General features: G+C 55.3%; 12 protein-coding genes. All 12 read left to right on the forward strand.

The genetic code is table 11. The annotated features are described in order from the left end of the window. Window positions 1-544: 544 nt before the first annotated feature. Window positions 545-928: an NADH-quinone oxidoreductase subunit A gene (gene ndhC / locus Q7U76_15820; GenBank protein MDO8357848.1), complete on the forward strand. Its 384-nt coding sequence runs from the start codon at window positions 545-547 to the stop codon at window positions 926-928. Beyond that, window positions 919-1446, forward strand: a complete 528-nt coding sequence (locus Q7U76_15825; GenBank protein ID MDO8357849.1) for an NADH-quinone oxidoreductase subunit B family protein — start codon at window positions 919-921, stop codon at window positions 1444-1446. Before ndhC ends, Q7U76_15825 begins: the two co-directional genes overlap by 10 nt. A gap of 16 nt (window positions 1447-1462) precedes the next feature. Next, the gene (locus tag Q7U76_15830) at window positions 1463-1966 is read left to right on the forward strand and encodes an NADH-quinone oxidoreductase subunit C (protein ID MDO8357850.1); all 504 of its coding nucleotides are present in this window, start codon (window positions 1463-1465) and stop codon (window positions 1964-1966) included. An 8-nt stretch (window positions 1967-1974) separates the two neighbouring features. Next, window positions 1975-3219 carry an NADH dehydrogenase (quinone) subunit D gene (gene nuoD / locus Q7U76_15835; GenBank protein ID MDO8357851.1) on the forward strand — a complete coding sequence of 415 codons (1245 nt, stop codon included), beginning with the start codon at window positions 1975-1977 and terminating at the stop codon, window positions 3217-3219. A gap of 106 nt (window positions 3220-3325) precedes the next feature. Further along, window positions 3326-6022, forward strand: coding sequence for a molybdopterin-dependent oxidoreductase (locus Q7U76_15840; protein ID MDO8357852.1), 2697 nt, complete (start codon window positions 3326-3328; stop codon window positions 6020-6022). 20 nt (window positions 6023-6042) lie between these two features. Next, window positions 6043-6630, forward strand: coding sequence for an NADH-quinone oxidoreductase subunit NuoI (nuoI, locus tag Q7U76_15845; GenBank protein MDO8357853.1), 588 nt, complete (start codon window positions 6043-6045; stop codon window positions 6628-6630). Between the two features lie 8 nt (window positions 6631-6638). After that, window positions 6639-7163 (forward strand): NADH-quinone oxidoreductase subunit J, encoded by a 525-nt coding sequence (locus tag Q7U76_15850; protein MDO8357854.1) that lies wholly within the window; start codon window positions 6639-6641, stop codon window positions 7161-7163. Between the two features lie 12 nt (window positions 7164-7175). Then, window positions 7176-7478, forward strand: a complete 303-nt coding sequence (nuoK, locus tag Q7U76_15855) for an NADH-quinone oxidoreductase subunit NuoK (GenBank protein ID MDO8357855.1) — start codon at window positions 7176-7178, stop codon at window positions 7476-7478. Between the two features lies 1 nt (window position 7479). Further along, complete coding sequence (gene nuoL, locus Q7U76_15860; GenBank protein ID MDO8357856.1) at window positions 7480-9444, forward strand: NADH-quinone oxidoreductase subunit L; 1965 nt, start codon at window positions 7480-7482, stop codon at window positions 9442-9444. 9 nt (window positions 9445-9453) lie between these two features. Then, window positions 9454-11013 (forward strand): NADH-quinone oxidoreductase subunit M, encoded by a 1560-nt coding sequence (locus tag Q7U76_15865; protein MDO8357857.1) that lies wholly within the window; start codon window positions 9454-9456, stop codon window positions 11011-11013. Window positions 11014-11018: 5 nt separating this feature from the next. Next, entirely contained in the window at window positions 11019-12710 is a 1692-nt protein-coding gene (locus tag Q7U76_15870; protein ID MDO8357858.1) for an NADH-quinone oxidoreductase subunit M, read from the forward strand. Continuing rightward, window positions 12707-14209: an NADH-quinone oxidoreductase subunit N gene (locus tag Q7U76_15875; protein MDO8357859.1), complete on the forward strand. Its 1503-nt coding sequence runs from the start codon at window positions 12707-12709 to the stop codon at window positions 14207-14209. The genes Q7U76_15870 and Q7U76_15875 overlap by 4 nt, the downstream gene beginning before the upstream one ends. Window positions 14210-14291 lie beyond the last annotated feature (82 nt).

Below are 14291 nucleotides of genomic sequence, written 5' to 3' on the forward strand. Positions count from 1 at the left end.
GAGGCCTTGCCTCGTTGACCCGCCAATTCACTCGATGTTAAGGTGATTTGCAGATAGTGATTCTCACTCAGGGGGAACATGCATGGTGCCTGAACTGCCTCCTGCCCACGACGCTCAACCTCAAGGTCGTCCTCGCATCGAAACCCAGATTCACCGACGCAAGAAAGCCAAGGCTTTCTCGGCTCTGGAACCAGAATGGGATCAAGTCGATCAGGTGCCACCATCTCACCTGCGCATGCCATCCGATCACATGGCTCCTACTCCGCCTAATAAAGCGAAGAACCCTTCATAAATCAGCTACTTCAGTCGGACTAACGTTCGTGAGTCTGTCAGAGTCTTTAGTTGGGGATAGCCCCGCCTGCCGACCGTCTCAGCTGTCTCCACTTGGTTTCTTCTTGAGTCAGCGACAGTGAGCGTTGCCACACAATAGAACCTAGGACTTTCGGGACGAGACCGTAGGTCCTTTGGACGCTTGCTATCACGGCAATCCAGGGTCTAAGATCCCGCTCTCTTTTGTATCTCAAGGTGTTGAAAGGTCAGCCCTATGAGCGGTTTTGAGTTGCTTCTTGAGTACCTGACCCGATACTTCCCGATTCTGCTGTTCACTTTCGTGGCGCTGGCGTTTGGCGTGGTGACGCTGATCCTCAGTTATCTTGTCCAACCGAAGTATCCAGAATCTGAGAAGCTCTCTACCTATGAGTGCGGATCGGAGCCGTTTTCCGATGCTCGGATGCCGTTTCCGGTTCGGTACTACATCTTCGCGATGCTCTTCGTGATCTTCGATATCGAAGTCATCTTTCTCTACCCGTGGGCGGTAGTCTTCACCAAAATAGGGTTGATCGGGTTGATTGAAATGCTGGTCTTCATCGGGCTGTTCTTGGTGGCCTATGTCTATGCTTGGCGTAAGGGAGCCCTGGAATGGGATTAATTCAAATCGGTCGTCACGATAAAGACGGCACCCCAGACGTCGTGACCACAACGGTCGAAAAAGCGGTGAATTGGGCCCGTAAAGGATCGCTCTGGCCTATGACGTTTGGTCTGGCCTGCTGCGCGATCGAAATGATCGCTGCGGTGTCGTCACGGTACGATATGGACCGTTATGGGGCTGGCGTCTTCCGGGCCTCACCTCGGCAGTCAGATCTCATGATCGTCGCCGGTACCGTTTGCCGACGGATGGCGCCGGTCATCCGGAAAATTTACGACCAGATGCCAGAACCAAAATATGTCATTGCGATGGGATCCTGTGCCACGTCAGGAAACATTTACGACAGTTATAGCGTCGTCCAGGGCGTCGATCGTTTTGTGCCGGTGGATATCTACGTGCCTGGTTGCCCTCCAACCCCGGAGGCACTCTTTGACGGCATCCTTAAGTTACAAGAACGGATTATGCTGAAACGTGTATTCCTGACACAGCCGGATCAGGTCAAGCCAGGCCTTAAAATTTAGAGACAGGTCTCGATCAATGTCATTGCAGCAATTGGCCAGCCAACTTCAAGATACCTTCCCCGTCGGCTTGGTGAAAGCCGTTGAGTGGCGAGGCGACCTTGCGGTGACCGTCACGCGGGACCGCCTCCATGAGGTCGCACAGTATCTTCACGACGATCCGGCCATGGATTTCGATTACATCGTGCACGTGAGTTCGGTCGATTGGCCTGATGACGAAGAGCGATTTGAAGTTGTGTACGAGTTCTACTCGATCAAAAAGCGTCAGCGCATTCGGCTCAAGACTCGAGTGCCTGAATCGGATTGCATCGTCGATTCTTTGACGGATCTCTGGAAAGGCGCGGATTTCATGGAACGTGAAGTCTACGACATGATGGGCATTCGCTTCCGGCATCATCCGGATCTCCGCCGGATCCTCATGCCCGACGATTACACCGAAGGGTATCCGTTACGAAAAGATTTTCCGCTTCGTGGGAAGGGCTGGCGTGACACGTTTGAGTTCTTGGACGAAACGGCCCGGTAGGACAGACGATGGCTTTTGAAGATCAACGAACAACCGTTTACAAGGTCGACCCGGCCCATCCAGAGAGCGAGACCCTCCCGACCCTGCGCACGGAGGAGCTCCTGCTCAATATGGGTCCTCAGCACCCCGCGACCCATGGAGTGCTGAAAGTGATCCTCGAGTTGGAGGGCGAACGCCTCGTGAAGTCTACTCCGGTGTTGGGGTTTCTGCACCGCGGAGTGGAAAAGCTCGCGGAAGACGGCACCTATCATCAATTTATTCCCCACACCGACCGGCTCGACTACGTCTGCGCGATGTACAACAATTTTGCCTACTGCCGCGCGGTCGAAAAACTCATGAACATCACCGTGCCGGATCGCGCAGAGTATCTGCGCACGATCGTGGCGGAGGTTCAACGTATCATCGGCCATCAGTTCTGGCTCGGGACGCAGGCGCTCGACATCGGGGCCATGACCGTCTTTTTCTATTGTTTCCGGGACCGGGAAATTCTGTTGGATTGGTTCGATGAACTCTGCGGCGCGCGTCTGACGACCAGCTGGTACCGCATCGGCGGTGTTGAGCGGGATCTCACGTCGTCGCTGCTCGATAAGCTGAAGCAGTTCCTGGATTATTTTCCGCCAAAAATCGATGAGTACGTGATCTTCCTAGAGACGAATCGGATTTGGGTTGCGCGGACGAAGGGTGTGGCGGTTATTTCGGCGGAAGACGCTGTCAGCTTCGGCCTCAGCGGGCCGACGCTCCGCGCCTCGGGCGTCGACTACGACCTTCGTAAGGCCGAGCCCTATTCGGCTTATCCGAAGTGTGAGTTCAGCGTGCCGCTTGGCAAGAACGGCGACACCTACGATCGATACTGGATTCGTGTCCAGGAACTCTATGAAAGCGTAAAAATCATTCGGCAATGTCTGGAGCAAATGCAGGACGGTCCTATTATGGCCGATGTGCCCAGCGTCACGTTGCCGCCGAAACAGCGAGTCTTCACGAATCTGGAATCCATGATCCAGCAATTCAAGCTCTTCTCGCAGGGCTTCGACGCCCCTGCGGGAGAGATTTACTGCGGCACCGAAGCGCACAAGGGCGAATTGGGTTTCTATATTGTCAGCACGGGCGGTGGAAAGCCCTACCGCTTGAAGATTCGCGCCCCTTCGTTTATTCACATGGGCGCATTCGACCATATGTCCAGAGGTTATATGATCGCCGACGCGATCACGCTCTTCGGGAGCTACGACATAGTGATGGGTGAGTGCGACCGGTAGACAATGATGAGCGATGAACGATGAACGTTGAATGTAACCAAGAACTAACAGCTCATGTGTCCTTGTTCATCGTTCTGCATTCATCGCTCAGCGGTGGAGTTGAAGCATGGGTTTGAAGCCAGCAACCAATCCAGAGGTAGAAGCCGTCGCGATCGAGTTGTCGATCGACGGGAAGACCGTGACTGCGAAGGACGGAGTCTCGCTCTACGACGTGATCTCGAGCACGGGCAAGATCATCCCGGCTATGTGTTACCACTATACCTTCGATCCCTTCGGCTCCTGTGGCATGTGTTTGGTCATGCAGGAAGGCAAGAAAGCGCCGGTCCGTTCCTGCACTGCCAAAGCCGCCGCCGGCATGGTTATTAGAACCGAGGGCGACGATCTCTTCCAGGCCAGGAAGAAAGCGGTGGAGAAACACCTTTCGGTTCATCCTCTCGACTGTCCGGTCTGTGATGCCGACGGCCATTGTGAACTGCAAGATATGGCCTTCCAGCATGGGGTCACAAACCTGGCCACCGCTAAACAAAAATTTATTCCGGAAGATACCCGCAGCCCTGTGCTCGACTTCAATATGAACCGCTGTATTGCCTGTGCGGAATGCATCAACGTCTGTAAAGACGTCTTGATGATCGATGCATTGCAGTTCATGAAGAAGGGCGGATTCAATCAAGTCGTGCCGAAGGGAGACCTCGCGCTCTCTTGCGAGTTCTGCGGAGACTGTCTCGCCGTCTGCCCTGTCGGCGCCATTACGAACAAATTTTCCAAGTATTTATATAAGCCGTGGCAGATGAAGAAAACCACCACAACCTGCAACTACTGTGGGGACGGCTGTCAGATGCACCTTGAGACCAAGGATGCTGAAGTCGTCCGTGTGACCTCGCCGTTGTCATGGAAAAACAAATGGGGTGATCGGGCTGATACGGCCAAGGGGCATGGCGGGCTTTGCGTGCGAGGACGTTTCGGATTCGAGTACATCGATAGCGCCGCACGTCTCAAGCAACCGCTCCTCCGAAAAGGCAATCAACTCGTCGAAGTTCCTTGGCTCGAAGCCATGCACCAGGTGGTGGAACAGTTCTCTGAAATCCGCCGCAAGCATGGGCCCGACGCGATTGCCGGTCTGATCACCGCCCGTTGCACTAACGAGGAGCTCTATCTCTTCCAGAAACTCATGCGAACCGGGTTCCGGACCAACCAGTTCGACAGCAGTGCGCGCTACGGCCATCTCAACTTCGTCCATGCCTCCCGGCATGCGTTGGGGATTGGGCGGAGCCCGAACGACTGGGAAGACCTGACGAAGGCCAAAGCCATCGTGCTCATTGGCTCGAACCTTACGGAGACCAACCCGCTCACAGCCGTACGGATCAAGGAAGCGATTCGTGTCTATCAGGCGCAGGTGGTCGTCATCGATTCCGCCATCACGAATATGGCCAAGCTGGCATCCCATCCCTATCTCATCAGCCCTGGAACGGAAGGGCTCGTGATCGACGGACTGGTGAAGGCCATTTTGGAGCTGGGGTTAATCGATGAGGAGACCACCGGGAAGCACCCGAAGGCTTTTGAGGCCTTGAAGGCTGCGGTGGCCCACGTGTCATTGGACCAGGTGGCGGCGCGGACTGGCATGTCGGTTGAAGCCTTGAAAACTACTGCGGCGATCTTCGCCGAAGCGCCACGCTCCATCATTCTCTGTGCCGAGGGCATCGTCCGGCAGCCAGACGGATATCAGAACGTGTTGAAATTGATGGATCTCGCCTGGGTCACCGGCAAGTTAGGTCAACCTGGCTGCGGCGTGAATACGGTGACGGAAGAGCCGAACGAGCAGGGTGCCGTCGATATGGGGGTTGCCCCAGAATTCCTTCCCGGTCAAGCCTCCTTCAGTGATCAGGCTGCTCGTGACCGTTTTGCGAAGGCCTGGGACGTGACGCTCCCGGCAGCCGGATCCGGCGCGAACCTCGTCGAGATACTTAAGCGCTGCAAGAGCGGCCAGATCCGTGCGTTGTATGTGATCGGAGAAAATCCGCTCGCCACGTTACCTGCATCGATGGAAGTTCGTGCGGCATTGGATCGGCTGGAGTTACTCGTCGTCCAGGACCCGTTCCTGACCGAGACTGCGCGTATGGCTCATGCGGTGTTGCCGGCTTGTACCTCTGCGGAGAAGGACGGCACCTTCACCAACCTGGAAGGCCGTGTACTGCGTGTCCGCGAGGCTTTGGATCCGGTCGGAGAAAGTTTGCCGGACTGGCACATCATGACGGCATTGGCCAACGCGCTGGGCTGCCAATGGGGATATGAATCGTCGAACGACATTCAAGCCGAGATCATGAAGTTATTGCCCGGGTACTACAACCTCGGACAGCCCCGGAAGGTCGTCCCGGCGGTGGATCGCTATTTGTCGAACGGTTATGCCGGCGAAGTGGCAGCGCGTTATCGAGCTCCAGTTGTGTCGGATGCGAAGGCCCAGCGGCCCTATGGGCTGCTGATGGGACAGATCCTGTATCATTCCGGGAAAATGTCCACGGAAGCTCCCGGGCTTATCAAGATCGCCCCGAATACCGGCCGGCTCAGGATGAATCCGGAAGATATGAAACGGCTTGCGGTGAATGAAGGGGGCAAGGTGCGCCTCACGTCGGATCGTGGCTCGCTGCAGTTGGCGGTACAGTCCGATCAGTCCGTGGCCCCGCAGACCTGCTTCTTTCCGGAGCATTTCAACGAGCCCCCGGTCAAAGATCTGATGTCGGTTCAGGTTGATCCGACCACCGGAGTTCCTTCGTTTAAGCGTATCGGCGTGACGATCGAAAAAGCATAAGGGGAAGCAGGGAAACATCGATGCGTGTCACCGTACTGATCAAGAACATTCTCCAGGCCGCGTTGTTTTATGAGATCTGGGACGCGATGAAGGTGACGTTCAAGCATATGTTCCATAAGCCCATTACCTTCCAGTACCCGCGGGAGCAACGCGTTCTCCCCGATACACACCGGGGGGCACTGGCTCTTTTGCGCTACGACGATCATCAGGAACGGTGTGTCGGCTGTGACCTCTGCGAAGCCGCCTGTCCATCCCGCTGTATTAAGGTCATCAGTTCGGAAGATGCGGCGCGTCCGCTGCAGCGATTCGCCAGCGAGTTTTACATCGATATTACGAAATGTGTCTTTTGCGGTTACTGTGTCGAGGCCTGTCCCGTTAACGCCTTAGCCATGACCAAGATGTACGAGTTTTCGACCCACGATAAACGGACCCTGCTGTTCGACAAGAAGCGGCTGTATGAAATCGGCGAGCGTCACCTCGACGATGCAAAAAAATACTTATACGCGCATAATCAGGAACAGAACGTTGAGGAAAGCCGGGAGTATCGGTATTACTTCCCGCAATCGGTATTGAAGCCGACTCAATCGCAACCTAAGCATCTGGGCTGAATCGATCGATGGTTTTGGTATTTTTCACTTATTTCGCACTGGTCAGTATTGTCGCGGGCGTCATGACGGTCGCGCTCAAGCACCCGGTGCATTGCGGCCTGGCTCTCCTGGCTCTGCTGCTTCACGTCTCCGGGCTCTTCATCCTGCTCAACGCCGAGTTCCTCTGGGCGGTACAAGTAATCGTCTACGCCGGTGCGATCCTCGTCTTGTATCTCTTCGTGCTGATGTTGATGAATTTGAAAACCGACGATCGGTATCTTCATTCCTCGTACCGGTACTTTCTCGCTCCAGCGGCTCTTGGATCGGTCTACGTTCTGAGTCTCCTGCTCCGCTCACCCTTCGCAGGCGCAAAGGGCGATGCCCCCACCGTGGCGGTACTCCAGGACGGCGATACCTACGCGGTCGGAATCAAGATGTTCAGTGAGTATCTGTTGCAGTTCGAAATCGTCGGGGTGTTCCTGCTGGGCGCGGTCATCGGAGCGATCGTGTTGGCAAAAACGCCGAAGCCGATCGTTGACAAACGTGGAAGATAAGGGACTCGGTCTATGGTTCCTTTAAGCGCATATGTCGCCGTCAGCGCCGTGCTGTTTATTACCGGCCTGCTCGGCGTCTTGATCAGACGGAACTTCATCATCGTGTTGATGTCTGTCGAGATCATGTTGAACGCGGCAAACATTAACCTTGTCGCCTTTTCCTATTACTTGGAATCCATGGCTGGTCAATTGGTGGCGCTCTTCATCATTGCCATCGCGGCCGGAGAAGCGGCAATCGGGCTCGCCATCATTATTGTCGTGTTCCGTGGAAAGATTTCCACGAACGTGGACGAGATGAATCTCTTGAAGTGGTAATGTGACGGATCTACTCATAAAACTCATTCCGGTATTTCCTTTGCTGGCCGCAATCGTGAACGGCCTCGCTGGCAGGAAATATTCCCACGAGATCGCACACCGGTTGGCCTGGGGCTCAGTCGGGTTGTCATTTCTCTGCACGCTCGGTGTGTTCATCGACGTCTTGCGGACCGGTACCGTACATGAAGTCATCGCCTATCAATGGATCTTCGGCGGCGACCTCAACATCAATCTGGCCTATCTGGTCGATCCGCTCACCTGCATCATGTTACTGGTGGTTACGGGCGTTGGTTTGTTGATTCACGTCTACTCCGTCGGCTACATGCATGGAGAAGCGGGATTCACCAGATTCTTCACCTACATGAACCTCTTCATGGTGTCCATGTTGCTCCTCGTCATGGGGAACAACTATGTCGTCCTCTTTATTGGCTGGGAAGGGGTCGGGCTCTGCTCCTATCTCTTGATCGGCTACTACTACGACAAGGTCTCCGCCGCCAAAGCCGCCTCGAAAGCTTTCGTGGTGAACCGTATCGGGGATGCCGGATTCCTGCTGGCGATTTTTCTGATCTTCATCAATTTTAAGACGCTGGACTATACGAAGGTCTTTGCCCAGGTCGGACAACTGTCTCCGGACATGGCCACGGCGATTGCGCTCTGCCTGCTCGTCGGTGCCATCGGTAAATCAGCCCAGCTTCCCCTCTATACCTGGCTCCCGGATGCGATGGAAGGTCCGACACCGGTGAGCGCCCTCATCCATGCAGCGACGATGGTGACGGCCGGGGTTTACATGATCGTGCGAAACCATGCCATTTTCGACATGTCGCCCACAGCCATGTTTTGGGTCGGAACTATTGGCGGCATCACGGCACTCTTCGCCGCCACTATTGGCCTTGTGCAAACGGACATTAAGCGGGTTTTGGCCTATTCGACAGTGAGCCAGCTCGGGTACATGTTTCTCGGATGCGGAATCGGCGCCTACTCAGCTGCCGTATTCCATCTCATGACCCATGCCTTCTTCAAGGCCCTCCTATTCCTCTCCGCGGGGTCGGTGATACACGCGCTCTCGGGCGAACAAGACATTCGGAAGATGGGCGGCCTCAGCACCAAGATTCCCTGGACCTATCGGCTGTTTCTGATCGGTACCGTTGCGATCGCGGGTATTCCGCCGTTGGCAGGCTTCTGGAGTAAAGATGAAATCCTGGCCCATGCCTTTACGCACGAACATTATCTACTCTATGGCATGGCGGCCATCGGCGCATTGTTGACCTCCTTCTACATGTTCCGTCTGACCTATCTGACCTTTTATGGTACGTCGCGGATGGACCACCATACAGAGGAACATGTCCATGAGTCCCCGACAGTGATGGTCGGTCCGCTCATGGCGTTAGGAGTGTTATCCGTTTTTGGGGGCTTCCTGGGCTTTCCCCCTGAGCATGGCTGGCTCCACCAGTTTCTGGCACCGGTCGCGGGTATGGGAGGGGAGCATGAGGCCAGCACCGGACTCGTGCTCACACTCATGATGATTGCCACCGGAATAGCGTTGTTGGGCTGGGGTGTCGCGCATTATTTTTACAGTGTGAATCTCTCGGCGCCGGAGCGGCTGGCGGCAAAATTCCAGGCGGTCTATACCACCCTGCTCAACAAGTACTATGTCGATGAATTGTACGATCTCGTCTGGGTGGAGCCCACCAAGAAGCTGGGGCAGCTGCTCGATTGGTTCGACCGGACCGTCATCGATGGCCTCGTGCGAGGGGTCGCGCAGATGGCAGAGTTGGGTGCCGCGGGATCGACCTGGATGGAAAAATACATGGTCTACGCCGGCCTCAATGTCATTGGTTATGGCAACCATCTCATCGCCCGGCAATGGCGGCAACTCCAGAGCGGAATGGTCCATCATTACGCGGCAATAATTGTAGCAGGGCTCTTTCTCTTGGCGGTGATTACTCAGCTCATCATGCAACGATAAAGCACTTTAATGTTAGAAGAACTGGCGTCCACATTTCCCATTCTCACCTGTATTTTGTTTCTCCCCCTCGTCGGAGCCGTCGTGTTGTGGCTGTTCGACGATGAGGATATGGTCCGGACCTCCGCCTTGACGATTGCGTTGGTGGAGTTGGCCCTTTCCGTATTCGTCCTTTTACGCTTCATTCCCGAATCAGCCGCGATGCAGTTCGCAGAACATGTGGAATGGATTCCCGCCCTCGGGGTCAGTTACCACCTCGCGGTCGATGGGATCAGCGTCCTCTTCGTTGGGCTCACGGCATTCCTCACGGTTCTGATCGTCATCTATTCTTGGGATACCGTCCGTCACCAAGTGAAGCTCTACATGATGGCGCTCCTTGCCCTCGAAACGACGACGATGGGGGTCTTCCTCTCTATCGACTTGATCCTCTTCTTCGTCTTCTGGGAGTTGATGCTGATCCCCAGTTATTTTCTGATTAAACTCTGGGGTGGAGGCGCGGAGCGGCATTACGCAGCATTGAAATATGTGCTCTATACCTTGCTGGGTAGCGTCTTCATGTTGGTCGGCATCGCGCTGTTAGACCTCAACTATCACCAGTGGGCGATGTTGCGCCATATCGAACCGGCCTATTCGTTCGATTTGTTGGCCTTGCTCTCCGTGCCGATCCCGTTTAGCCAACAGGTTCTTATCTTCTGGCTCCTCTTTCTCGGCTTCGCCTTTAAGGCCCCGCTGTTCCCGTTCCACACTTGGCTGCCGAACGCGCTCCTCGAAGGACCGATCGGGATGGCGGTGGTGTTGGCCGGATTGAAGCTCGGGACGTTCGGATTTATCCGCTTTAGCATTCCCTTGCTGCCGGATGCGTCGAAGAGTCAGACCGTCGTCACGGTGACCATGGTGCTTGGGTTAGCGGCCATTCTGTATGGCGCGATCATGGCGCTGATCCAGTCGGATTTCCGCCGGCTCCTGGCATTCAGCAGCATCAGCCATCTCGGGTTTGTGGTGATCGGTCTGTTTGCCCTGAACTATCAGGGGCTCCAAGGCAGCCTGCTGACCATGATCAATTTAGGGTTCAGCACGGCAGGTTTGTTTTTTATCGCGGGCTTTCTCTACTCACGGCAGCAAACCACCGAACTGAGCTCATTCGGCGGTATGGCGAAATTGACCCCGTTACTCGCAAGCTTTTTTCTGCTCATCGGACTGGCGTCGATCGGCTTGCCCGGTACCAATGGATTTGTCGGTGAGTTCCTCATTCTCCTGGGAGCCTTCACGGCCAATTGGCTGTATGGTGGAATCGCGGTCACCGGGGTCATCTTTGGCGCAGCATATTTTCTCTGGTACTACGAGCGGGCCATGTTGGGACCAGTCGGCAAGGCGGTGAAAGATTCCATCAGTGATTTGCATCCCCGTGAAATGGTTATCGCATCAGCCTTATCGATCATGATTCTGTGGATTGGGCTCTACCCCGCTCCGTTCTTGCGAATGATGAATGGGTCGGTACAGGCGCTGGTCGATCGACTGGAACGGGGGACCGTGGCGGCGGCCGAGTCCAAACAGCCGGTAAAGGTGGATTAATTCGTATGGGTGACTACGCGCTCCTCTACATCCTCTTTGCTCCCTTCGTGGGAGCCATCGCACTGATTTTTGTGTCAAACCGGCAGGCGATGCTTGTGCGTGGGATTGCAGCGGGATCGGCCTTCATCTGCCTTCTCGCCTCGGTCTATCTCTTCTATGCATACGACCATGTGAAGGGCGGCTTCCAATTCGTTCAGAAGTTCGAATGGTCGCGTCAGCTGGGCATTTCGCTCCACCTCGGGGTGGACGGCATCGGCACCCCCCTGGTTCTGGCTTCGGGTATTTTGCTGTTCGCAGGAATTTTCGTCTCCTGGCACGTGAAGGACCGGGCGAAAGAATTTTACATCTGGCTGCTCATCCTTGCGGCGGCCACCATCGGCGTGTTTATGTCGCTGGACCTGTTCTTCCTCTACTTCTTCTACGAGATGTCCGTCATCCCCATGTATCTCCTCTTGGGCATGTGGGGAAGCCACACGAAGAAGTACAACGAGATGACGGATCCGGAGGGCCTTAAGCAGCGGGATTCAGTCGGGTTTATCTTCAACTTCGGGTCCAACAGCAAAGAATATGCTGCAATGAAGTTGGTGCTCTTCCTCTCGGCCTTTGCCGTCGCGGCGTTCATGGGCATTCTGTTGATCTACAAGTATTCGGGGCTGAATACCTTCGACATCTTGGTTCTGCGAGAACATGCCAACTTGATGAACATCCCGGTCTTGGGCACGACGCTGGACAAGATTATTTGGCTGCTTATTTTCTTCGGCTTCGCCTCCATCGCCCCCCTCTGGCCGCTTCACTCCTGGTCGCCTGTGGGCCATGCCGCGGCGCCGGCCGCCACAAGCATGTTGCATGCGGGTGTGCTGATGAAGCTCGGCCATTTCTCCATCATCCGGGTCGCCTTTGAGATCTTGCCCGAAACGACCCGAGAGTTGATGCCCATCGCGGCCGTGCTCTGTATGTTCAGTATCGTGTACGGCGGGTTCGTGGCCTATTATGCCAAAGACACCAAGTACGTCATCGGATATTCCAGCTCGAGTCACATGGGCTATGTATTCCTCGGCATGGCAGCCCTGGACTACATCAGTTTGACCGGCGCAGTGATGTATATGTTCGCTCATGCCATGGCGACGGGCATGCTTTTCGCCATGGCCGGATGGGTGTACGACCAGACCCATACCAGAGACATTCCTTCGCTCGGCGGGCTCTCGAATCGCATGCCATTTATCTCGGGCTGTTTCGTCATCGGCTGTATGGCCTCGATCGGCGTCCCCGGCACCATTAACTTCATCGCTGAAGTCATGATCATCGTGGGCAGTTGGAACAAGTATCCGTTTCAGGTCATCGTGGCCGTGGTCGGAATCGTGTTGACCTTAGCGTACTTGTTCAAGATGATGCGCGGGCTCTTCTACGGACCCATGGATCAGAAGTACAGCCACGCACATGATGCCGTGTCCGCAGTCGACCGTCTGCCGCTCTTGATCATGATCACCGTGAGTATCGGATTCTTTTTCTTCCCCATGCATCTGTACAACGTGGTGCGATCGGGGGTCGATCCGCTGATTGCTAAGATCACCCGCGTGGTGCCGGTCGCTGCGGAGACGACAGGCGTGAGGCTAGAGGCCAGAGGCGATAACAATACACCTCTCGCCGATCGTCCCTTGCCCTTCGCCAGCGCCCCCGTGAGCGGAGGTCGGCCATGAACTTTTCTCTGACGATGTCTCCCTCCGATCTGTTGTTGTTGCTGCCGGAAATCCTGCTCACGGTCTGGTTGTGCGGCATCCTGATCGTCGATTTCTCGTTTCCCCGGCTGCCCAACGAACAGTTGGCCTATCTGAGCATCGCAGGCCTCGCTGCCACGCTCGGCTGCCTGGTCTGGTTCGATGTGACCGGCGTCACCGGGGCGCTCTTTGCCGATATGTTTGTCCTCGACCGAATGGCCCTGTTTTTCAAAATGTTCATTGTCGGGTCGACGATCCTCGTCATCCTGGCCTCCGTCGATTACATCCATCGATTCAGGTTTTTCCGCGGAGAGTATTATTTCCTGATTGTGATGTCGGCGCTCGGCATGATGTTTATGGCCTCCGCCAACGACTTGTTGTCGGTGTTCGTCACGTTGGAGTTTTCCACCTTCGGCTTCTACGTCTTGGTTGCCTATCTTCGTGAGGATATGGCTTCGAACGAAGCGGGTATCAAGTTTTTCATTCTAGGCGTCTTCGCCGCGGGCCTCCTCGCCTATGGCATTAGCTTGGTCTATGGAGAAACCGGCAAGCTGGTATTTTCCGATATGAAATCGGCACAGGCGACACCGGGGCTGGCTATCGGCTTCCTGCTGATCTTCGGTGCATTAGGGTTCAAAATCGGCGCGGTACCGTTTCACTCGTGGATTCCTGACACCTATCATGGGTCGCCAACGCCTGTGACGGCCTATCTCTCGATCGCCCCGAAGGGGGCGGCCTTTGCCATCCTCCTCAGGATGTTCTTCGTCGCCTTGGCGACGTTTAAGCCGATCTGGGTGTTGCTACTCGTTGCCGCATCCGTCATGTCCATGACCTACGGGAACATCGTGGCGATCGCCCAGAAGAACATGAAACGGCTCTTGGCCTATTCCGGTATCGCCCAGATCGGTAATGTGCTGATCGGTCTCGCTGCCGGCACCAAGATGGGGAACGACGCGATTCTGTTCTATCTGTTGACCTATCTCTTTGCCAATCTCGGGGCCTTCGCCATTATCATCGCCGTCAGTGAAGCGATCGGGAGCGAGGAGATCGACGATTACAGTGGGCTCGGGCGGCGTTCGCCATTTCTTGCTTTTTCGATGCTGATTTTCCTCTTGTCTCTGGCTGGTGTGCCTCCGTTGGCCGGCTTCATCGGCAAGATCTACATTTTTGTGGCGGCCATGAAAGAAGGGCTCTACGTGCTCATCACGGTGGGCCTGATTAACATCGTGATTTCGATGTATTACTACCTGATCGTTGTGAAGAAGATGTATATCAGCGAACCCCACGACCCTTCTCCCATTACGGTGTCCGGTCCAATCAAAGCCGTGCTATACGTCTGTCTCGCCGGCACCCTTGTGATCGGTATTTATCCGCAACCCTTCGCCGATTGGGTCGTCTCGGCCACGATGATGTTTTCCGGCTTAGCGGATCCAGCCGTCTCCCTTCCCATTCCCCCTGCCGCCACTCCAGTCGGTGGGTAAATCCATACGAGTCGGTTCCTCGGAGCGTTCGGCGAGAAGTCTGCTACAATATTTTTTACAGGGTCTCCCGGCTCAGAGTATA

It is taken from the genome of Nitrospirota bacterium (assembly GCA_030645475.1).
In the GTDB taxonomy this organism is placed as follows: Bacteria; Nitrospirota; Nitrospiria; order Nitrospirales; family Nitrospiraceae; genus Palsa-1315.

Bases quoted from the DNA above. Each gene is read 5' to 3' on its own strand.
- ndhC (MDO8357848.1), top strand. From the start codon at position 545: ATGAGCGGTTTTGAGTTGCTTCTTGAGTACCTGACCCGATACTTCCCG.
- Q7U76_15825 (MDO8357849.1), top strand. From the start codon at position 919: ATGGGATTAATTCAAATCGGTCGTCACGATAAAGACGGCACCCCAGAC.
- Q7U76_15830 (MDO8357850.1), top strand. From the start codon at position 1,463: ATGTCATTGCAGCAATTGGCCAGCCAACTTCAAGATACCTTCCCCGTC.
- nuoD (MDO8357851.1), top strand. From the start codon at position 1,975: ATGGCTTTTGAAGATCAACGAACAACCGTTTACAAGGTCGACCCGGCC.
- Q7U76_15840 (MDO8357852.1), top strand. From the start codon at position 3,326: ATGGGTTTGAAGCCAGCAACCAATCCAGAGGTAGAAGCCGTCGCGATC.
- nuoI (MDO8357853.1), top strand. From the start codon at position 6,043: ATGCGTGTCACCGTACTGATCAAGAACATTCTCCAGGCCGCGTTGTTT.
- Q7U76_15850 (MDO8357854.1), top strand. From the start codon at position 6,639: ATGGTTTTGGTATTTTTCACTTATTTCGCACTGGTCAGTATTGTCGCG.
- nuoK (MDO8357855.1), top strand. From the start codon at position 7,176: ATGGTTCCTTTAAGCGCATATGTCGCCGTCAGCGCCGTGCTGTTTATT.
- Q7U76_15865 (MDO8357857.1), top strand. From the start codon at position 9,454: ATGTTAGAAGAACTGGCGTCCACATTTCCCATTCTCACCTGTATTTTG.
- Q7U76_15870 (MDO8357858.1), top strand. From the start codon at position 11,019: ATGGGTGACTACGCGCTCCTCTACATCCTCTTTGCTCCCTTCGTGGGA.
- Q7U76_15875 (MDO8357859.1), top strand. From the start codon at position 12,707: ATGAACTTTTCTCTGACGATGTCTCCCTCCGATCTGTTGTTGTTGCTG.